11 protein-coding genes and 1 other annotated feature are annotated in these 14,501 nt (G+C 54.0%); all 11 genes read left to right on the top strand.

The window, feature by feature from the left end; genetic code table 11:
- The first annotated feature begins 2 nt into the window (after positions 1-2).
- The 11 genes from rplK (at position 3) to fusA (ending at position 14,494) form a co-directional block, all read left to right on the top strand.
- Entirely contained in the window at positions 3-428 is a 426-nt protein-coding gene (gene rplK / locus QWJ34_RS24660; protein ID WP_037291610.1) for a 50S ribosomal protein L11, read from the top strand.
- 90 nt (positions 429-518) lie between these two features.
- The gene (rplA, locus tag QWJ34_RS24655) at positions 519-1,211 is read left to right on the top strand and encodes a 50S ribosomal protein L1 (protein ID WP_302731756.1); all 693 of its coding nucleotides are present in this window, start codon (positions 519-521) and stop codon (positions 1,209-1,211) included.
- A 76-nt stretch (positions 1,212-1,287) separates the two neighbouring features.
- Positions 1,288-1,421 (top strand) — a sequence feature (ribosomal protein L10 leader region).
- A 104-nt stretch (positions 1,422-1,525) separates the two neighbouring features.
- A complete protein-coding gene (gene rplJ / locus QWJ34_RS24650) occupies positions 1,526-2,032 on the top strand; it encodes a 50S ribosomal protein L10 (RefSeq protein ID WP_302731755.1) in 507 nt (168 codons plus the stop codon).
- Between the two features lie 96 nt (positions 2,033-2,128).
- Entirely contained in the window at positions 2,129-2,488 is a 360-nt protein-coding gene (gene rplL, locus QWJ34_RS24645) for a 50S ribosomal protein L7/L12 (RefSeq protein ID WP_302731754.1), read from the top strand.
- A 121-nt stretch (positions 2,489-2,609) separates the two neighbouring features.
- A complete protein-coding gene (locus tag QWJ34_RS24640) occupies positions 2,610-3,215 on the top strand; it encodes a class I SAM-dependent methyltransferase (RefSeq protein WP_302731753.1) in 606 nt (201 codons plus the stop codon).
- 432 nt (positions 3,216-3,647) lie between these two features.
- Positions 3,648-7,199, top strand: a complete 3,552-nt coding sequence (rpoB, locus tag QWJ34_RS24635; RefSeq protein ID WP_302731752.1) for a DNA-directed RNA polymerase subunit beta — start codon at positions 3,648-3,650, stop codon at positions 7,197-7,199.
- Between the two features lie 40 nt (positions 7,200-7,239).
- Complete coding sequence (gene rpoC / locus QWJ34_RS24630) at positions 7,240-10,854, top strand: DNA-directed RNA polymerase subunit beta' (RefSeq protein WP_302731751.1); 3,615 nt, start codon at positions 7,240-7,242, stop codon at positions 10,852-10,854.
- Between the two features lie 154 nt (positions 10,855-11,008).
- Complete coding sequence (locus QWJ34_RS24625; protein WP_302731750.1) at positions 11,009-11,257, top strand: ribosomal L7Ae/L30e/S12e/Gadd45 family protein; 249 nt, start codon at positions 11,009-11,011, stop codon at positions 11,255-11,257.
- 160 nt (positions 11,258-11,417) lie between these two features.
- Positions 11,418-11,840 (top strand): 30S ribosomal protein S12, encoded by a 423-nt coding sequence (rpsL, locus tag QWJ34_RS24620; protein WP_026293957.1) that lies wholly within the window; start codon positions 11,418-11,420, stop codon positions 11,838-11,840.
- A 47-nt stretch (positions 11,841-11,887) separates the two neighbouring features.
- The gene (gene rpsG / locus QWJ34_RS24615) at positions 11,888-12,358 is read left to right on the top strand and encodes a 30S ribosomal protein S7 (RefSeq protein ID WP_018978372.1); all 471 of its coding nucleotides are present in this window, start codon (positions 11,888-11,890) and stop codon (positions 12,356-12,358) included.
- A 57-nt stretch (positions 12,359-12,415) separates the two neighbouring features.
- Positions 12,416-14,494 carry an elongation factor G gene (fusA, locus tag QWJ34_RS24610; RefSeq protein WP_302731749.1) on the top strand — a complete coding sequence of 693 codons (2,079 nt, stop codon included), beginning with the start codon at positions 12,416-12,418 and terminating at the stop codon, positions 14,492-14,494.
- Positions 14,495-14,501 lie beyond the last annotated feature (7 nt).

Genomic DNA, 14,501 nt, shown 5'->3' with positions numbered 1-14,501 from the left:
CAATGGCAAAGAAAGTCATTAAAATGGTGAAACTTCAAATTCCTGCAGGCAAAGCCAACCCGGCGCCTCCGGTAGGTCCGGCACTGGGTCAAGCAGGTGTGAACATCATGGCATTCTGTAAAGAATTCAATGCTCGCACAGCCGACCAGGCAGGTCTGATCATTCCGGTCGAGATCTCCGTATTTGAAGACCGTTCTTTCACTTTCATCACGAAAACTCCGCCGGCTGCAGTTCTGCTGCGCGTCGCCGCGAAGATCGAGAAAGGTTCGGGCGAACCGAACAAAAAGAAAGTGGCAACGGTTAACCGCGATACCGTTCGTCAAATCGCCGAACAAAAAATGCCCGACCTGAACGCTGCGAACGTCGAGTCCGCTATGCGCATGGTCGAAGGTACTGCTCGCAGCATGGGCATCACGATCCAAGACTAATTCTTGGACCTCGTTCCAAAGCCGAGCCTCATAGGAAGTGCGGCATATGTGGGAGGGTTACCCGCTAACACCACAAAGGAGGAATACACAATGGCTAAACACGGTAAGAAATACGTAGAAGCTGCCAAGCTGTTCGACAGCGAAGCAACTTACGAACCGGCCGAAGCTGTAGGTTTCGTCAAGAAAACCGCTACAGCTAAATTCGACGAAACCGTCGAAGCGGCAGTACGTCTGGGCGTAGACCCGCGTAAACAAGACCAAGCCGTCCGCGGCGTCGTTGTCCTGCCACACGGCACGGGTAAAACGCAGCGCGTACTGGTATTTGCAAAAGGCGATAAAGCGAAGGAAGCGGAAGCTGCCGGAGCGGATTTCGTAGGCGATCAGGACATGATCAACAAGATCCAACAAGGTTGGTTCGAGTTCGACGTCTGCGTAGCGACGCCTGACATGATGAGCGAAGTCGGTAAACTGGGTCGTCTGCTCGGCGGTAAAGGCCTCATGCCTAACCCTAAAGCCGGTACAGTTACATTCGACGTTACCAAGGCTGTGCAAGAAATCAAAGCCGGTAAAATCGAATACCGTCTGGACAAAGCGGGCCAAATCCATGCACCGATCGGCAAAGCGTCGTTCAGTGAGGATCAGTTGAACGAAAACCTGAAAGCACTGATGGACGCGCTGAACCGCGCTAAACCGGCTGCTGCCAAGGGCGTTTATCTGAAAGGCGTAGCCGTGTCCGCAACGATGGGACCGAGCATTCGCGTTAACACAACTTCGTACAGATAAAAAAGGGTTGACTTCGGTCGAACTTTTCGATAAGCTGTAGAAGTTGTTCCATTCCGTTCTCAATTGGACGGTTTGCTAAATTTGAATATGCTTACCGTAGACAGTAGGTGCTTTCGGGCTTAATTCCCTACCGAGGTGTGTGATAGAATTTCAGCTCTGCTGATTCGTCAAGCCTTCGTAGACTTCTGCGGAGGCTTTTCTTATTGCATGCGCCGCACGTTAAGTCAGACTTGAATGTGGCAAAAGTGGAGGCGACCGAATCGTCCGCAGCGGCGGTCCGGCGCTTCACTCGAATTCAACAGGAGGTGTACGATTTGGCTAACGCAAAAGTGATTCAATCCAAACAAGAGTCGGTAGACGTAATCGCCGGTAAACTGCGCGAAAGCGTATCGACCGTGGTTGTCGACTATCGTGGTCTTAACGTTGCTCAAGTTACCGAGCTGCGTAAACAGCTTCGCGAAGCGGGCGTCGAGTTTCAGGTTCTGAAAAACTCGCTGGTTCGCCGCGCAACGGCTGCTGCCGAGCTGAGCGAACTCGACGCCGTTCTTGCCGGCCCGACTGCAATCGCATTCGGTACGGAAGACGCTGTCACGCCTGCTAAGATCCTGAACGACTTCGCGAAAACGAACGAAGCTCTGGAACTTAAAGGCGGCGTAGTAGAAGGACGCGTAGTAAGTGCCGACGAACTGAAAGCACTGGCTTCCCTGCCTTCCCGCGAAGGTTTGCTGTCCATGCTCCTCAGCGTGCTCCAAGCTCCGGTGCGCAACTTCGCACTGGCAGTCAAAGCCGTTGCGGAAAAAGACGAGCAGCAGAGCGCATAAGATCGCTTAGCGGTCTTATGCACAAATTCTCAATCCGTTTTACAAAATCGACAGCCTTAACGGGCTGATCCCACATACCCAAATGGAGGTTCAATCATGAGCAACGAGCAAATCCTTGAAGCCATCAAAGGCATGACTGTACTGGAACTGAACGACCTGGTTAAAGCAATCGAAGAAGAATTCGGCGTAACTGCAGCAGCTCCGGTAGCAGCAGCAGGCGGCGGCGCAGCGGTTGAAGCTGAGCAAACTGAATTCGACGTTATCCTGACAGGCGCTGGCGCTTCGAAGATCAACGTTATCAAAGTCGTTCGCGAAATCACAGGTCTCGGCCTGAAAGAAGCAAAAGAAGTTGTAGACAACGCTCCAAAAGCAATCAAAGAAAAAACTTCCAAAGAAGACGCAGAAGCTGTAAAAGCAAAGCTCGAAGAAGCTGGCGCTTCCGTAGAAGTGAAGTAATCGCTTTTTAACAAAAGCGTTATACAGGGCAGACCCTCGAAGTTATCCTGCTTCGGGGGTCTGTTCGCGTATATAAGCCTTCAACGGGCAACTTTTCGAAAGATGGAAAGGAGTTGAAGACGTGTCGGACCATTATTATTCAAATCGTCCGTCGGCGGCGCACGATCGCAAAACGATCGAGGTGCGGCTTCGCGGCAGAACGATCAAACTGGTTACGGACTCGGGCGTTTTTTCGAAAGGCGGTCTCGATTACGGCAGTCATGTGCTGATCGAGGCGCTGGAGATTCCGGAAGGGGCTTCGGTGCTGGACGTCGGCTGCGGTTACGGACCGATCGGCATCGCGGCCGGGCTGCTTGGCGCATCCCGAGTAACTATGCTGGATGTAAACGAGCGCGCGATCGAATTGGCTGCGGCAAATGCGGCGGCGAACGGAATTGCGCAGGCCAGAGCGCTGCAAAGCGATTTGCTGGAAGCGGTAGCGGCGGAACGTTTCGATATCGTCATCAGCAACCCCCCGATTCGCGCAGGCAAAGAAACCGTACACCGATTGTTCGAGCAGGCGCACGCGCAGTTGAATCCCGGAGGGGCACTGTGGATCGTCATTCAGAAAAAGCAGGGAGCTCCGTCGGCGAAAGCCAAACTGGAATCGCTGTTCGAGTCTGTGGAAGAAGTAACGAAGGACAAAGGGTACCGAATTTACAAAGCGACAAAGCGAGAGGAAGTCTAACCTTTTCATAAAGAAAAGGGATTGACTTGCTTGCGGAGCCGTGATATAGTTATAAAATGTCAGTATAGAATGCCCTACGTGGCTTTAGCATATTAAAATGTCAAGAGGCTCCGCAAAACAGCAAAGGAAGCGCGGTTTTGTTTGGGGCTTAGTATTTTGATGTGCGAAATGCAACGCTACGGGTATTTTTGACGGCATTGTGAAAGATGTGCAGCGACGTTTCATTTCAAGCTTCGATTCATTTTGATCCGGCATGCGACGCTCTTTTTTCGAAACCAATCGATAAGGGCTTTTCTGCATGTAAGGGTCGGGCGCCCGCCTTGGTCTCATTATACGTGATTCAAAGTAAGGGTCGCAATGGAATTTTTAAACTCGGCATTTTTCATTCAAAAAAGTGCCTAAAGTTGAGTAGACATTGAGGGGTGAGTATAGTTGACGGGACATCTTGTTCAATATGGTCGACGCACTCGGCGGAGTTATTCGCGAATTCATGAGGTGCTCGAAGTTCCGAATCTGATCGAGATTCAGCAGAAATCTTACGAATGGTTTCTCGAAGAAGGCCTTCGGGAGATGTTTCACGATATCTCGCCGATCCAGGACTTCACCGGCAATCTCATTTTGGAATTTATCGATTACAGCCTCGGGGAGCCGAAATATACGACAGACGATGCCAAAGAGCGTGACGTAACGTACGCGGCGCCGCTGCGTGTGAAAGTCCGCCTGATCAACAAGGAAACGGGCGAAGTCAAAGAGCAGGAAGTATTTATGGGCGACTTCCCGCTGATGACCGAAACCGGTACGTTTATCATCAATGGTGCGGAACGGGTTATTGTCAGTCAGTTGGTTCGCTCTCCAAGCGTCTACTTCAATACCAAAGTGGACAAAAACGGAAAGAAAACATACAGCGCGACTGTGATCCCGAACCGCGGCGCATGGCTCGAGCTCGAGACGGACGCCAAAGACATCATTTACGTTCGTATCGATCGTACCCGGAAGATCCCGGTTACGGTTCTGCTGCGCGCGCTCGGTTTCGGCAGCGACGCCGAAATCCTGGATCTGCTCGGCAACGACGAGTATATCCGCAATACGCTGGACAAAGACAACACGGACTCGACGGAGAAAGCGCTGATCGAGATCTACGAGCGGTTGCGTCCGGGCGAACCGCCGACATTGGATAACGCGAAAAGCCTGCTTATCGCTCGCTTTTTCGACCCAAAGAGATACGATCTCGCCAATGTAGGCCGCTACAAGATCAACAAAAAGCTTCATATTAAGAATCGTTTGTTCAACCAGCGCCTGGCCGAAACGCTAATCGACACCGTAACGGGCGAGATCATCGCGGAAGCGGGGCAAATGGTGGACCGTCGTCTCCTGGACGAGATCCTGCCGTATCTGGAAGGCGAGCACAGCGTGAAGACGTATCATGTCGCGGGCGGCGTACTCGAAGCCAACGACATTCCGATGCAGTCCATCGACGTGTTCTCGCCGATTGAAGACGGCAAAGTGGTCAAAGTCATCGCGAACGGACAGATCGACAAAACGGTTAAAAATATCACGCCGGCCGATATTATCGCATCGGTCAGCTACTTTATCGACCTGCTGCACGGCATCGGCGACACCGACGATATCGACCACCTGGGCAACCGTCGTCTGCGTTCCGTAGGCGAGCTGCTTCAGAACCAGTTCCGGATCGGCTTGTCCCGGATGGAACGCGTCGTGCGCGAGCGGATGTCGATTCAGGACGCCAACGTTATCACGCCGCAGGCTCTGATCAACATACGTCCGGTCATCGCATCGATCAAGGAGTTCTTCGGCAGTTCGCAGCTGTCCCAGTTCATGGACCAGACGAATCCGCTGGCCGAACTGACGCACAAACGCCGTTTGTCCGCTCTCGGACCCGGCGGTCTGACCCGCGAACGCGCCGGCTTCGAAGTCCGAGACGTTCACGCCAGCCATTACGGCCGGATGTGTCCGATCGAGACGCCGGAAGGACCGAACATCGGCCTAATCAACTCTTTGTCCACGTTCGCGCGGATCAACGAGTACGGCTTTATCGAAGCGCCTTACCGCAGAGTCGATCCGAAGACCAACAAAGTCACGGAGCATATCGATTACCTGACGGCCGACGAAGAGGATAACTACGTGGTGGCTCAGGCAAACGCCCAGCTGACCGAAGACGATTCCTTCGCCGACGAAATGGTTATCGTCCGTTACAACAAACAGGCCGACAACATCCTGCCGATGCCGAGCAATCGCGTCGACTATATGGACGTTTCGCCGAAACAGGTCGTGTCCGTCGCGACGGCGCTCATTCCGTTCCTCGAGAACGATGACTCCAACCGCGCGCTGATGGGATCGAACATGCAGCGTCAGGCCGTTCCTCTGCTGATTCCTAAGGCGCCGCTCGTCGGCACCGGCATGGAACACAAATCGGCGAAGGACTCCGGCGTATGTATCGTTTCCAAATACGACGGTTACATCGAGCGTTCGACAGCCAGCGAAATTACGCTGCGCCGCGTCGAGAACGTCGACGGCCAGGAAGTCAAAGGCGACTTGGTCACTTATAAATTACACAAATTCATGCGTTCTAACCAAGGCACGTGCATCAACCAGCGTCCGATCGTCCGTTCGGGCGATATCATCAAGAAAGGCGATATCCTGGCGGACGGTCCTTCGACCGAAATGGGCGAATTGGCTCTGGGCCGCAACGTCGTCGTAGCCTTCATGACATGGGAAGGTTACAACTACGAGGATGCCATCCTGCTGAGCGAGAAGCTGGTCAAGGAAGACGTATACACTTCGATCCATATCGAGGAATACGAATCCGATGCCCGCGATACCAAGCTCGGACCGGAAGAAATCACGCGCGATATCCCGAACGTCGGCGAAGAAGCGCTGAAGAATCTGGACGACCGCGGTATTATCCGTATCGGAGCGGAGATTGCCGCCGGCGATATCCTGGTCGGAAAAGTCACGCCTAAAGGCGTAACCGAACTGACGGCGGAAGAACGCCTGCTGCACGCGATCTTCGGCGAGAAGGCCCGCGAAGTGCGCGATACTTCCCTGAGAGTGCCTCACGGTACGGACGGGATCGTCGTGGACGTCAAAGTCTTTACCCGCGAAAACGGCGACGAGCTGCCTCCGGGCGTTAACCAGCTCGTTCGCGTGTACATCGCGCAAAAACGTAAAATCTCCCAGGGCGACAAGATGGCCGGACGTCACGGCAACAAGGGCGTCGTATCGCGCATCATGCCTGAAGAAGATATGCCGTTCCTGCCGGACGGCACGCCGGTTCAGATCGTACTGAACCCGCTGGGCGTACCTTCGCGGATGAACATCGGACAAATCCTGGAAGTCCACCTGGGCATGGCGGCTCAGCGTCTCGGCATTCACGTGGCGACTCCGGTCTTCGATGGAGCGAACGAGTACGACGTATTCGACACGATGGAAGAAGCCGGCATGCAGCGCAGCGGCAAAACGATCTTGTACGACGGACGTACCGGCGAGCGCTTCGAGCGCGAAGTCACGGTCGGCGTCATGCACATGATCAAGCTGGCGCACATGGTCGACGACAAGATCCACGCCCGTTCCACGGGTCCTTACTCGCTCGTTACGCAGCAGCCTTTGGGCGGTAAAGCCCAGTTCGGCGGACAGCGTTTCGGGGAAATGGAAGTATGGGCGCTGGAAGCCTACGGCGCGGCATACACGCTGCAGGAAATTCTGACCGTCAAATCCGATGACGTGGTGGGCCGCGTGAAAACGTACGAATCCATCGTCAAAGGCGAAAACGTGCCGGAACCGGGCGTGCCGGAAGCGTTCAAGGTCCTGATCAAGGAACTGCAAAGCTTGGGCATGGACGTCAAGATCCTGAGCGAAGACGAAGAAGAGATCGAAATGAAAGAACTGGACGACGAAGACGAACCGACCGGCGGCGACAAGCTGGGCCTCAATCTGGAAGGTTCGGAAGTCGGCGCAGAACAATAAGTTTCAAAAATCAGGAACCGCATATAGGGAGGGTTGCTCCTTGTTGGATGTAAACAACTTCGAGTTTATCAAGATCGGGCTCGCTTCGCCGGACAAGATTCGTTCTTGGTCCCGCGGTGAAGTGAAGAAGCCGGAAACGATCAACTATCGTACGCTCAAACCGGAGAAAGAAGGTCTTTTCTGCGAAAAGATCTTCGGACCGACCAAAGACTGGGAATGCCATTGCGGCAAGTACAAACGGGTTCGTTATAAAGGCGTTGTCTGCGATCGCTGCGGCGTCGAAGTTACCCGCGCGAAAGTACGCCGCGAGCGGATGGGCCATATCGAGCTCGCCGCTCCGGTTTCCCACATCTGGTACTTCAAAGGAATTCCGAGCCGTATGGGTCTGGCGCTGGATATGTCTCCGCGCTCGCTCGAAGAAGTCATTTACTTCGCTTCTTACGTCGTAACCGATCCGGGCGAAACCCCGCTGGAGAAAAAGCAGCTTTTGTCGGAAAAGGAATACCGCAGCTACCGTGAAAAATACGGTTACGGATTCCAGGCCGGCATGGGCGCCGAAGCCGTCAAAAAGCTCCTGCAGGATATGGATATCGACAAAGAATTGGAATTCCTCAAAGAAGAACTGCGGACGACGCAGGGACAGCGCAGAAGCCGGGCGATCAAACGCCTGGAAGTGATCGAAGCATTCAAAAGTTCGGGCAACAATCCGGACTGGATGATCCTCGACGTGCTGCCGGTTATTCCGCCGGAACTGCGTCCGATGGTTCAGTTGGACGGCGGACGTTTTGCGACATCCGACCTCAACGACCTGTACCGCCGCGTCATCAACCGGAACAACCGTCTGAAAAGACTGCTCGATCTGGGCGCTCCGGACATTATCGTACAAAACGAAAAGCGCATGCTGCAGGAAGCGGTAGATGCCTTGATCGACAACGGCCGCCGCGGCCGTCCGGTTACGGGCCCGGGCAACCGTCCGCTTAAATCCCTCAGTCATATGCTCAAAGGTAAACAAGGACGTTTCCGCCAGAACTTGCTCGGTAAACGGGTCGACTATTCCGGCCGTTCCGTTATCGTCGTGGGTCCGAACCTGAAGATGTACCAATGCGGTCTTCCGAAGGAAATGGCGTTGGAGCTGTTCAAGCCTTTCGTGATGAAAGAGCTGGTCAACAAAGGGCTGGCCCACAACATCAAGAGCGCGAAGCGCAAAGTCGAACGCGTAAGCGCCGAAGTGTGGGACGTGCTTGAAGAAGTCATCAAGGAGCACCCGGTTCTGTTGAACCGCGCCCCTACGCTTCACCGTCTCGGCATCCAGGCATTCGAACCGATCCTGGTCGAAGGCAAAGCGATCCGCCTTCACCCGCTCGTATGTACGGCTTATAACGCCGACTTCGACGGCGACCAGATGGCCGTGCACGTTCCGCTGTCTGCGGAAGCGCAGGCCGAAGCGCGCATCCTGATGCTGGCTTCCGGCAACATTCTGAACCCGAAAGACGGCAAGCCTGTCGTTACGCCTTCCCAGGATATGGTATTGGGTACTTATTACCTGACCATGGACAACAAAGAAGGCCGAGGCGCGGGCATGATTCTGCGCAATATCAACGAAGCGGTGTCCGCTTACCAGCGCGGTACGGCGGAACTTCACGCGCGCGTGGCCATTCCGGTCAAAGCGCTGAACAAGACCAGCTTCATCGAGAAACAACAGGGCGCACTGCTGATTACGACGATCGGCCGGATTATCTTCAACGAGATCTTCCCGGAATCGTTCCCGTATATCAACGACGCAACCCGCGCCAACCTGTTCGAAGGCGTAGCCGAAGACTTCTTCATTTATGAAAAAGGCGAGGACGTCACCGAACGCATCATGAACGCTCCGCAAACGAAGGGCATCGGCAAAGAGTATCTGGGCGAAATCATCGGACGCTGCTTCGAGGTTTACCAGACTACTCAAACATCGATGATCCTCGACGAGATCAAACAGCTCGGCTTTACGTATTCGACCCGCTCGGGCGTAACCGTAGCCGTTTCCGACGTTGTCGTGCCTCCGGAAAAGAAAGACCTGATGGAAGAGTCGGATAAGAAGGTAGCGGTCATTACCAACCAGTACCGCCGAGGCCTGATTACCAACGAAGAACGGTATGACCGGGTTATCGAAATCTGGTCGCACGCCAAGGATCAAATCAGTGATATTCTGATGAAATCCATGGACCGTTACAACTCCATCATGCTTATGGTCGATTCCAAGGCGCGGGGCAACAAATCGCAGATCACCCAGCTGGGCGGCATGCGGGGCCTGATGGCCAACCCGTCGGGCCGGATCATCGAGCTCCCGATCAAGTCGAACTTCCGCGAAGGCCTGACGGTCCTCGAATACTTCCTGTCCACGCACGGCGCGCGTAAAGGTCTGGCCGATACCGCGCTGCGTACCGCCGACTCGGGCTACCTGACCCGTCGTCTGGTCGACGTGGCCCAGGACGTCATCGTGCGCGAAGACGACTGCGGAACGGATAAAGGCTTCATGGTAAGCCGCATCCAGGACGGCAAGGAAGTCATCGAAGACCTGTACGACCGTATCGAAGGCCGTTACTGCTTCGAGACCGTCCGTCATCCGGAAACGAACGAAGTCATCGCGACCCGCAACGAACTGATTACTTCCGACAAAGCGGAGGAAATCATCAAAGCGGGCGTGGAAAAACTGCAAATTCGCTCCGTGCTCAGCTGCCGCGCCCGTCACGGCGTATGCAAGAAGTGCTACGGACGCAACCTGGCTACGGGTAAACACGTCGAAATCGGCGAAGCGGTCGGCATCATCGCCGCTCAATCGATCGGCGAACCGGGAACCCAGCTCACCATGCGTACCTTCCACACCGGCGGCGTAGCCGGCGACGATATCACGCAGGGTCTGCCGCGTATTCAGGAGCTGTTCGAAGCCCGTAACCCTAAAGGTCAGGCTACGATCAGTGAGATCGACGGCGTCGTGAAAGAGATCCGCGAAGCGAAAGACCGCCGCGAGATCGAAGTTCAGGGCGAAGCCGAAAGCAAAACGTACTCGGTCACTTACGGATCCCGTCTGCGCGTACGCGAAGGCATGACCATCGAAGCCGGGGACGAGCTGACGGACGGTTCGATCGACCCGAAAGAAATGCTGCGCATCAAAGGCATCCGCGGCGTGCAGAACTATATCCTTCAGGAAGTTCAGCGCGTATACCGGAACCAGGGCGTAGAAATCAACGACAAGCACGTCGAAGTCATGATCCGTCAGATGCTGCGCAAGATCCGCATCGTGGACGCGGGCGAAACGACGCTGCTGCCGGGCTCTTTCGTCGACCTTCACGAATACGAGAAGGCCAACAAAGAAGCTATGCTGAACGGCAAAGATCCGGCTGTCGCCAAACCGGTCCTGCTCGGTATCACCAAAGCGTCCCTGGAAACCGACTCTTTCTTGTCGGCGGCTTCTTTCCAGGAAACGACTCGCGTGCTTACCGACGCGGCGATCAAAGGCAAAGTCGACCAACTGCTCGGCTTGAAAGAAAACGTGCTGATCGGTAAGCTGATTCCTGCCGGTACCGGCATGAGCCGCTACCGCAACGTACGGTTCGAAGAGCCGGAAGGTCTGGAAAGCGACGAAGAAACGCTGGAGCCCGTAACGACCGAATAAGGCCGGAGCGGACAGCGGAATCGGGGTGTGGGGGACGAGAAATCTTTCCCGTCGCCCCGAAATTCTTTGCTTGACACACCGCTGCGTCAGGTGCTAATATAGCAAAGGTGCGTGAGCGGGAATTGATAATCCTGTCTTTTGGAGGATATGCCGAATGTCTAATGATAAAGGACTCCAGGATGCTCATGTCAAAATCGGTACCAAGCAGACTGCGAGAGCGGTTGAACTTGGACTAGCTTCCGAAGTTTATGTGGCCTTGGACGCGGACCAGCGTATGATCGCGAAGATCACCGCGCTGTGTGCCAAAGCCGACGTGAAGGTCACCGAGGTGGATACGATGCGAGAGCTCGGTAAAGCCTGCGGAATCGAAGTCGGTGCGGCGATGGCTGCGGTGCTAAAATGAGGAAGTCATAACTGTGTAAGAACGTTTTTGTTTCAGGTGCGGCAAGCGGCTGAGGCAAAAACTTTCATTTGTTCTTTTATGAACCGCCTGGGTCTGTGGACTTGGAAAAGCAGTTCGTAACAAGGATGTTCACCAATATGGGAAGGGGGTGGCAATGACAATGCCAACTATTAACCAACTCGTCCGTAAAGGACGTCAAGCGAAAGTCGTCAAATCGAAATCCCCGGCTTTGCAAAAGGGATTCAACGCTTTGAAACGTGAGGAAACAAACCTGAGCGCCCCGCAAAAACGCGGTGTCTGCACTCGTGTAGGTACGATGACTCCACGTAAACCGAACTCCGCGCTTCGTAAGTATGCCCGTGTTCGTCTGACGAACCGTATCGAGGTGACTGCTTACATTCCGGGTATCGGACACAATCTGCAAGAACACAGCGTAGTGCTGGTTCGCGGAGGTCGCGTAAAGGACTTGGCGGGTGTGCGTTATCACATCGTTCGCGGCGCTCTCGATACTGCAGGCGTAAACGGACGTATGCAAGCTCGTTCGAAATACGGCGCTAAGCGTCCGAAAGAAAAGAAAAATTAATTTGAGCGCCTGAGGGCGTTTCTCATATCGGAGAAAGGGGGATATCCATGCCACGCAAAGGTCCAGTTACCAAAAGAGACGTACTGCCGGATCCGGTGTACAACAGCAAACTGGTTACTCGTCTGATCAACCGCATCATGATCGACGGTAAACGCGGTGTAGCTCAAAACATCCTGTATAACTCGTTCAAGTTGATTCAAGAACGCACGGGCAACGACCCGATGGAAGTATTTGAGGCTGCAATCAAGAACATCATGCCGGTTCTCGAAGTTAAAGCCCGCCGTGTAGGCGGCGCCAACTATCAAGTGCCGATCGAAGTTAAGCCTGAAAGACGGACGGCTCTCGGTCTCCGTTGGCTCGTTAACTACTCCCGCAACCGCGGCGAGAAGACAATGGAAGAGCGTCTGGCGGCTGAAATCATCGATGCATCGAACAACACAGGCGCATCCGTGAAGAAACGCGAAGACACGCACAAAATGGCTGAAGCGAACAAAGCGTTCGCACACTACCGCTGGTAGGATTTCGGCTTAACAACCTAGTAACCACTACAGAATTTTGAAGGGAGAATCCCATTCATGGCAAGAGAGTTCTCCTTGAAAAATACACGTAACATCGGTATCATGGCGCATATTGACGCCGGTAAAACGACGACTACTGAACGGATTCTGTTCTACACGGGCATCACGCACAAAATCGGTGAAGTTCACGAAGGCGCTGCGACGATGGACTGGATGGAACAAGAACAAGAGCGCGGGATTACAATCACTTCCGCCGCTACGACCGCTCAATGGCACGGTTACCGCGTCAATATCATCGATACTCCGGGACACGTTGACTTCACGGTCGAAGTTGAACGTTCCCTTCGTGTATTGGACGGGGCAGTAGGCGTATTCAGTGCCAAAGAAGGTGTCGAACCTCAGTCTGAAACCGTATGGAGACAGGCTGACCGTTACGGCGTTCCGCGGATCGCTTACGTCAACAAAATGGACATTATCGGTGCGGACTTCCTGAACGTGGTTAAAGATATGGGCGAGCGTCTCCAAGCCAATTCGGTAGCGATTCAACTTCCGATCGGCGCAGAGAACGATTTCATCGGTATCATCGACCTGGTTGAGCAAAAAGCTCACATGTACAAAGACGATCTCGGTCAAAACATCGAAGTCGTTGAAGTGCCTGAAGAGTATAAAGCTCAGGTTGAAGAACTGCGTGCGGAACTCGTAGAGAAAGTCGCCGAACTGGACGAAAACTTGATGATGAAATACCTTGAAGGAGAAGAAATCTCCATCGACGAGCTGAAAGCGGCTCTGCGTCAAGGCGTTATCGACGTTAAGATTTTCCCGGTTATCTGCGGATCTTCCTACAAAAACAAAGGGGTTCAGCTGATGCTGGATGCCGTTGTTGATTACCTGCCGGCTCCGGTCGACGTACCTGCTATTCAAGGTCACCTTGAAGACGGTACGGAAGCGGTTCGTCATTCTTCGGACGAAGAGCCGTTTTCCGCACTGGCATTCAAGATTATGACCGACCCTTACGTAGGTAAGCTGACGTTCTTCCGCGTGTACTCCGGTATGCTTCAATCCGGTTCGTACGTGCTGAATGCAACGAAAGGCAAACGCGAGCGGATCGGACGTATCCTTCAGATGCACGCCAACAGCCGTCAAGAAATCAGCGTCGTTTATTCGGGCGATATCGCGGCAGCGGTTGGTTTGAAAGATACGGGCACAGGTGATACACTGTGTGATGAGAAGAACCCGGTCATTCTGGAATCGATGAACTTCCCTGATCCGGTTATCGAAATCGCGGTCGAGCCGAAAACTAAAGCCGACCAAGATAAACTGGGCGTAGCTCTGGGCAAGCTCACCGAAGAAGATCCGACTCTTCGCGCTCATACGGACGAAGAAACCGGCCAGACGATTCTGGCGGGTATGGGTGAACTTCACCTTGATATCATTATCGACCGGATGCGCCGGGAGTTTAAGGTAGAAACCAATGTGGGTAAACCGCAGGTTGCTTACCGTGAAACGTTCCGTCAAGCAGCCCGCGTAGAAGGTAAGTTCGTTCGTCAATCCGGCGGCCGCGGTCAATACGGTCACGTCTGGGTTGAATTCGAACCTCTGGAACCGGGCACGGGCAGCCAATTCGAGAGCAAAGTTGTCGGTGGTTCCGTACCGCGCGAATATATTCAACCGGCACTTGCAGGGATCGAAGAACAGATGAAGAGCGGCGTTATCGCGGGCTTCCCGCTGGTAGACGTTAAAGCGACCGTTGTCGACGGCTCTTATCACGATGTCGATTCCAACGAAATGGCGTTCAAAATCGCCGGTTCGATGGCGCTCAAAGCAGCGAAGGAAAAGTGTAAGCCCGTCCTGCTCGAGCCAATCATGAAAGTCGAAGTAACCGTGCCTGAGGAGTACATGGGCGACGTTATGGGCATGCTGAACTCCCGCCGCGGCCGTATCGAAGGTATGGATACACGCAGCGGTGCTCAAATTATCCGTGCGAAGGTGCCTCTGTCCGAAATGTTCGGATACTCGACGACTCTGCGTTCGGGTACGCAAGGACGCGGCGTATTCTCGATGGAACTTTCTCATTACGAAGAAGTTCCGAAGTCGATTGCCGAAGAAATCGTATCCAAAAACAAAGCAGGGGAGTAATCCTCGT

Source organism: Saccharibacillus sp. CPCC 101409 (assembly GCF_030518235.1).
GTDB lineage: Bacteria > Bacillota > Bacilli > Paenibacillales > Paenibacillaceae > Saccharibacillus.
The sequence above is the reverse complement of the archived record's forward strand: the minus strand, read 5'-3'. Positions and strand labels throughout refer to the sequence as shown.

What these genes read in the sequence shown, in the direction of transcription:
- rplK (WP_037291610.1), top strand. Translation starts at nt 3, where the DNA reads ATGGCAAAGAAAGTCATTAAAATGGTGAAACTTCAAATTCCTGCAGGC.
- rplA (WP_302731756.1), top strand. Translation starts at nt 519, where the DNA reads ATGGCTAAACACGGTAAGAAATACGTAGAAGCTGCCAAGCTGTTCGAC.
- rplL (WP_302731754.1), top strand. Translation starts at nt 2,129, where the DNA reads ATGAGCAACGAGCAAATCCTTGAAGCCATCAAAGGCATGACTGTACTG.
- QWJ34_RS24625 (WP_302731750.1), top strand. Translation starts at nt 11,009, where the DNA reads ATGTCTAATGATAAAGGACTCCAGGATGCTCATGTCAAAATCGGTACC.
- rpsL (WP_026293957.1), top strand. Translation starts at nt 11,418, where the DNA reads ATGCCAACTATTAACCAACTCGTCCGTAAAGGACGTCAAGCGAAAGTC.
- rpsG (WP_018978372.1), top strand. Translation starts at nt 11,888, where the DNA reads ATGCCACGCAAAGGTCCAGTTACCAAAAGAGACGTACTGCCGGATCCG.
- fusA (WP_302731749.1), top strand. Translation starts at nt 12,416, where the DNA reads ATGGCAAGAGAGTTCTCCTTGAAAAATACACGTAACATCGGTATCATG.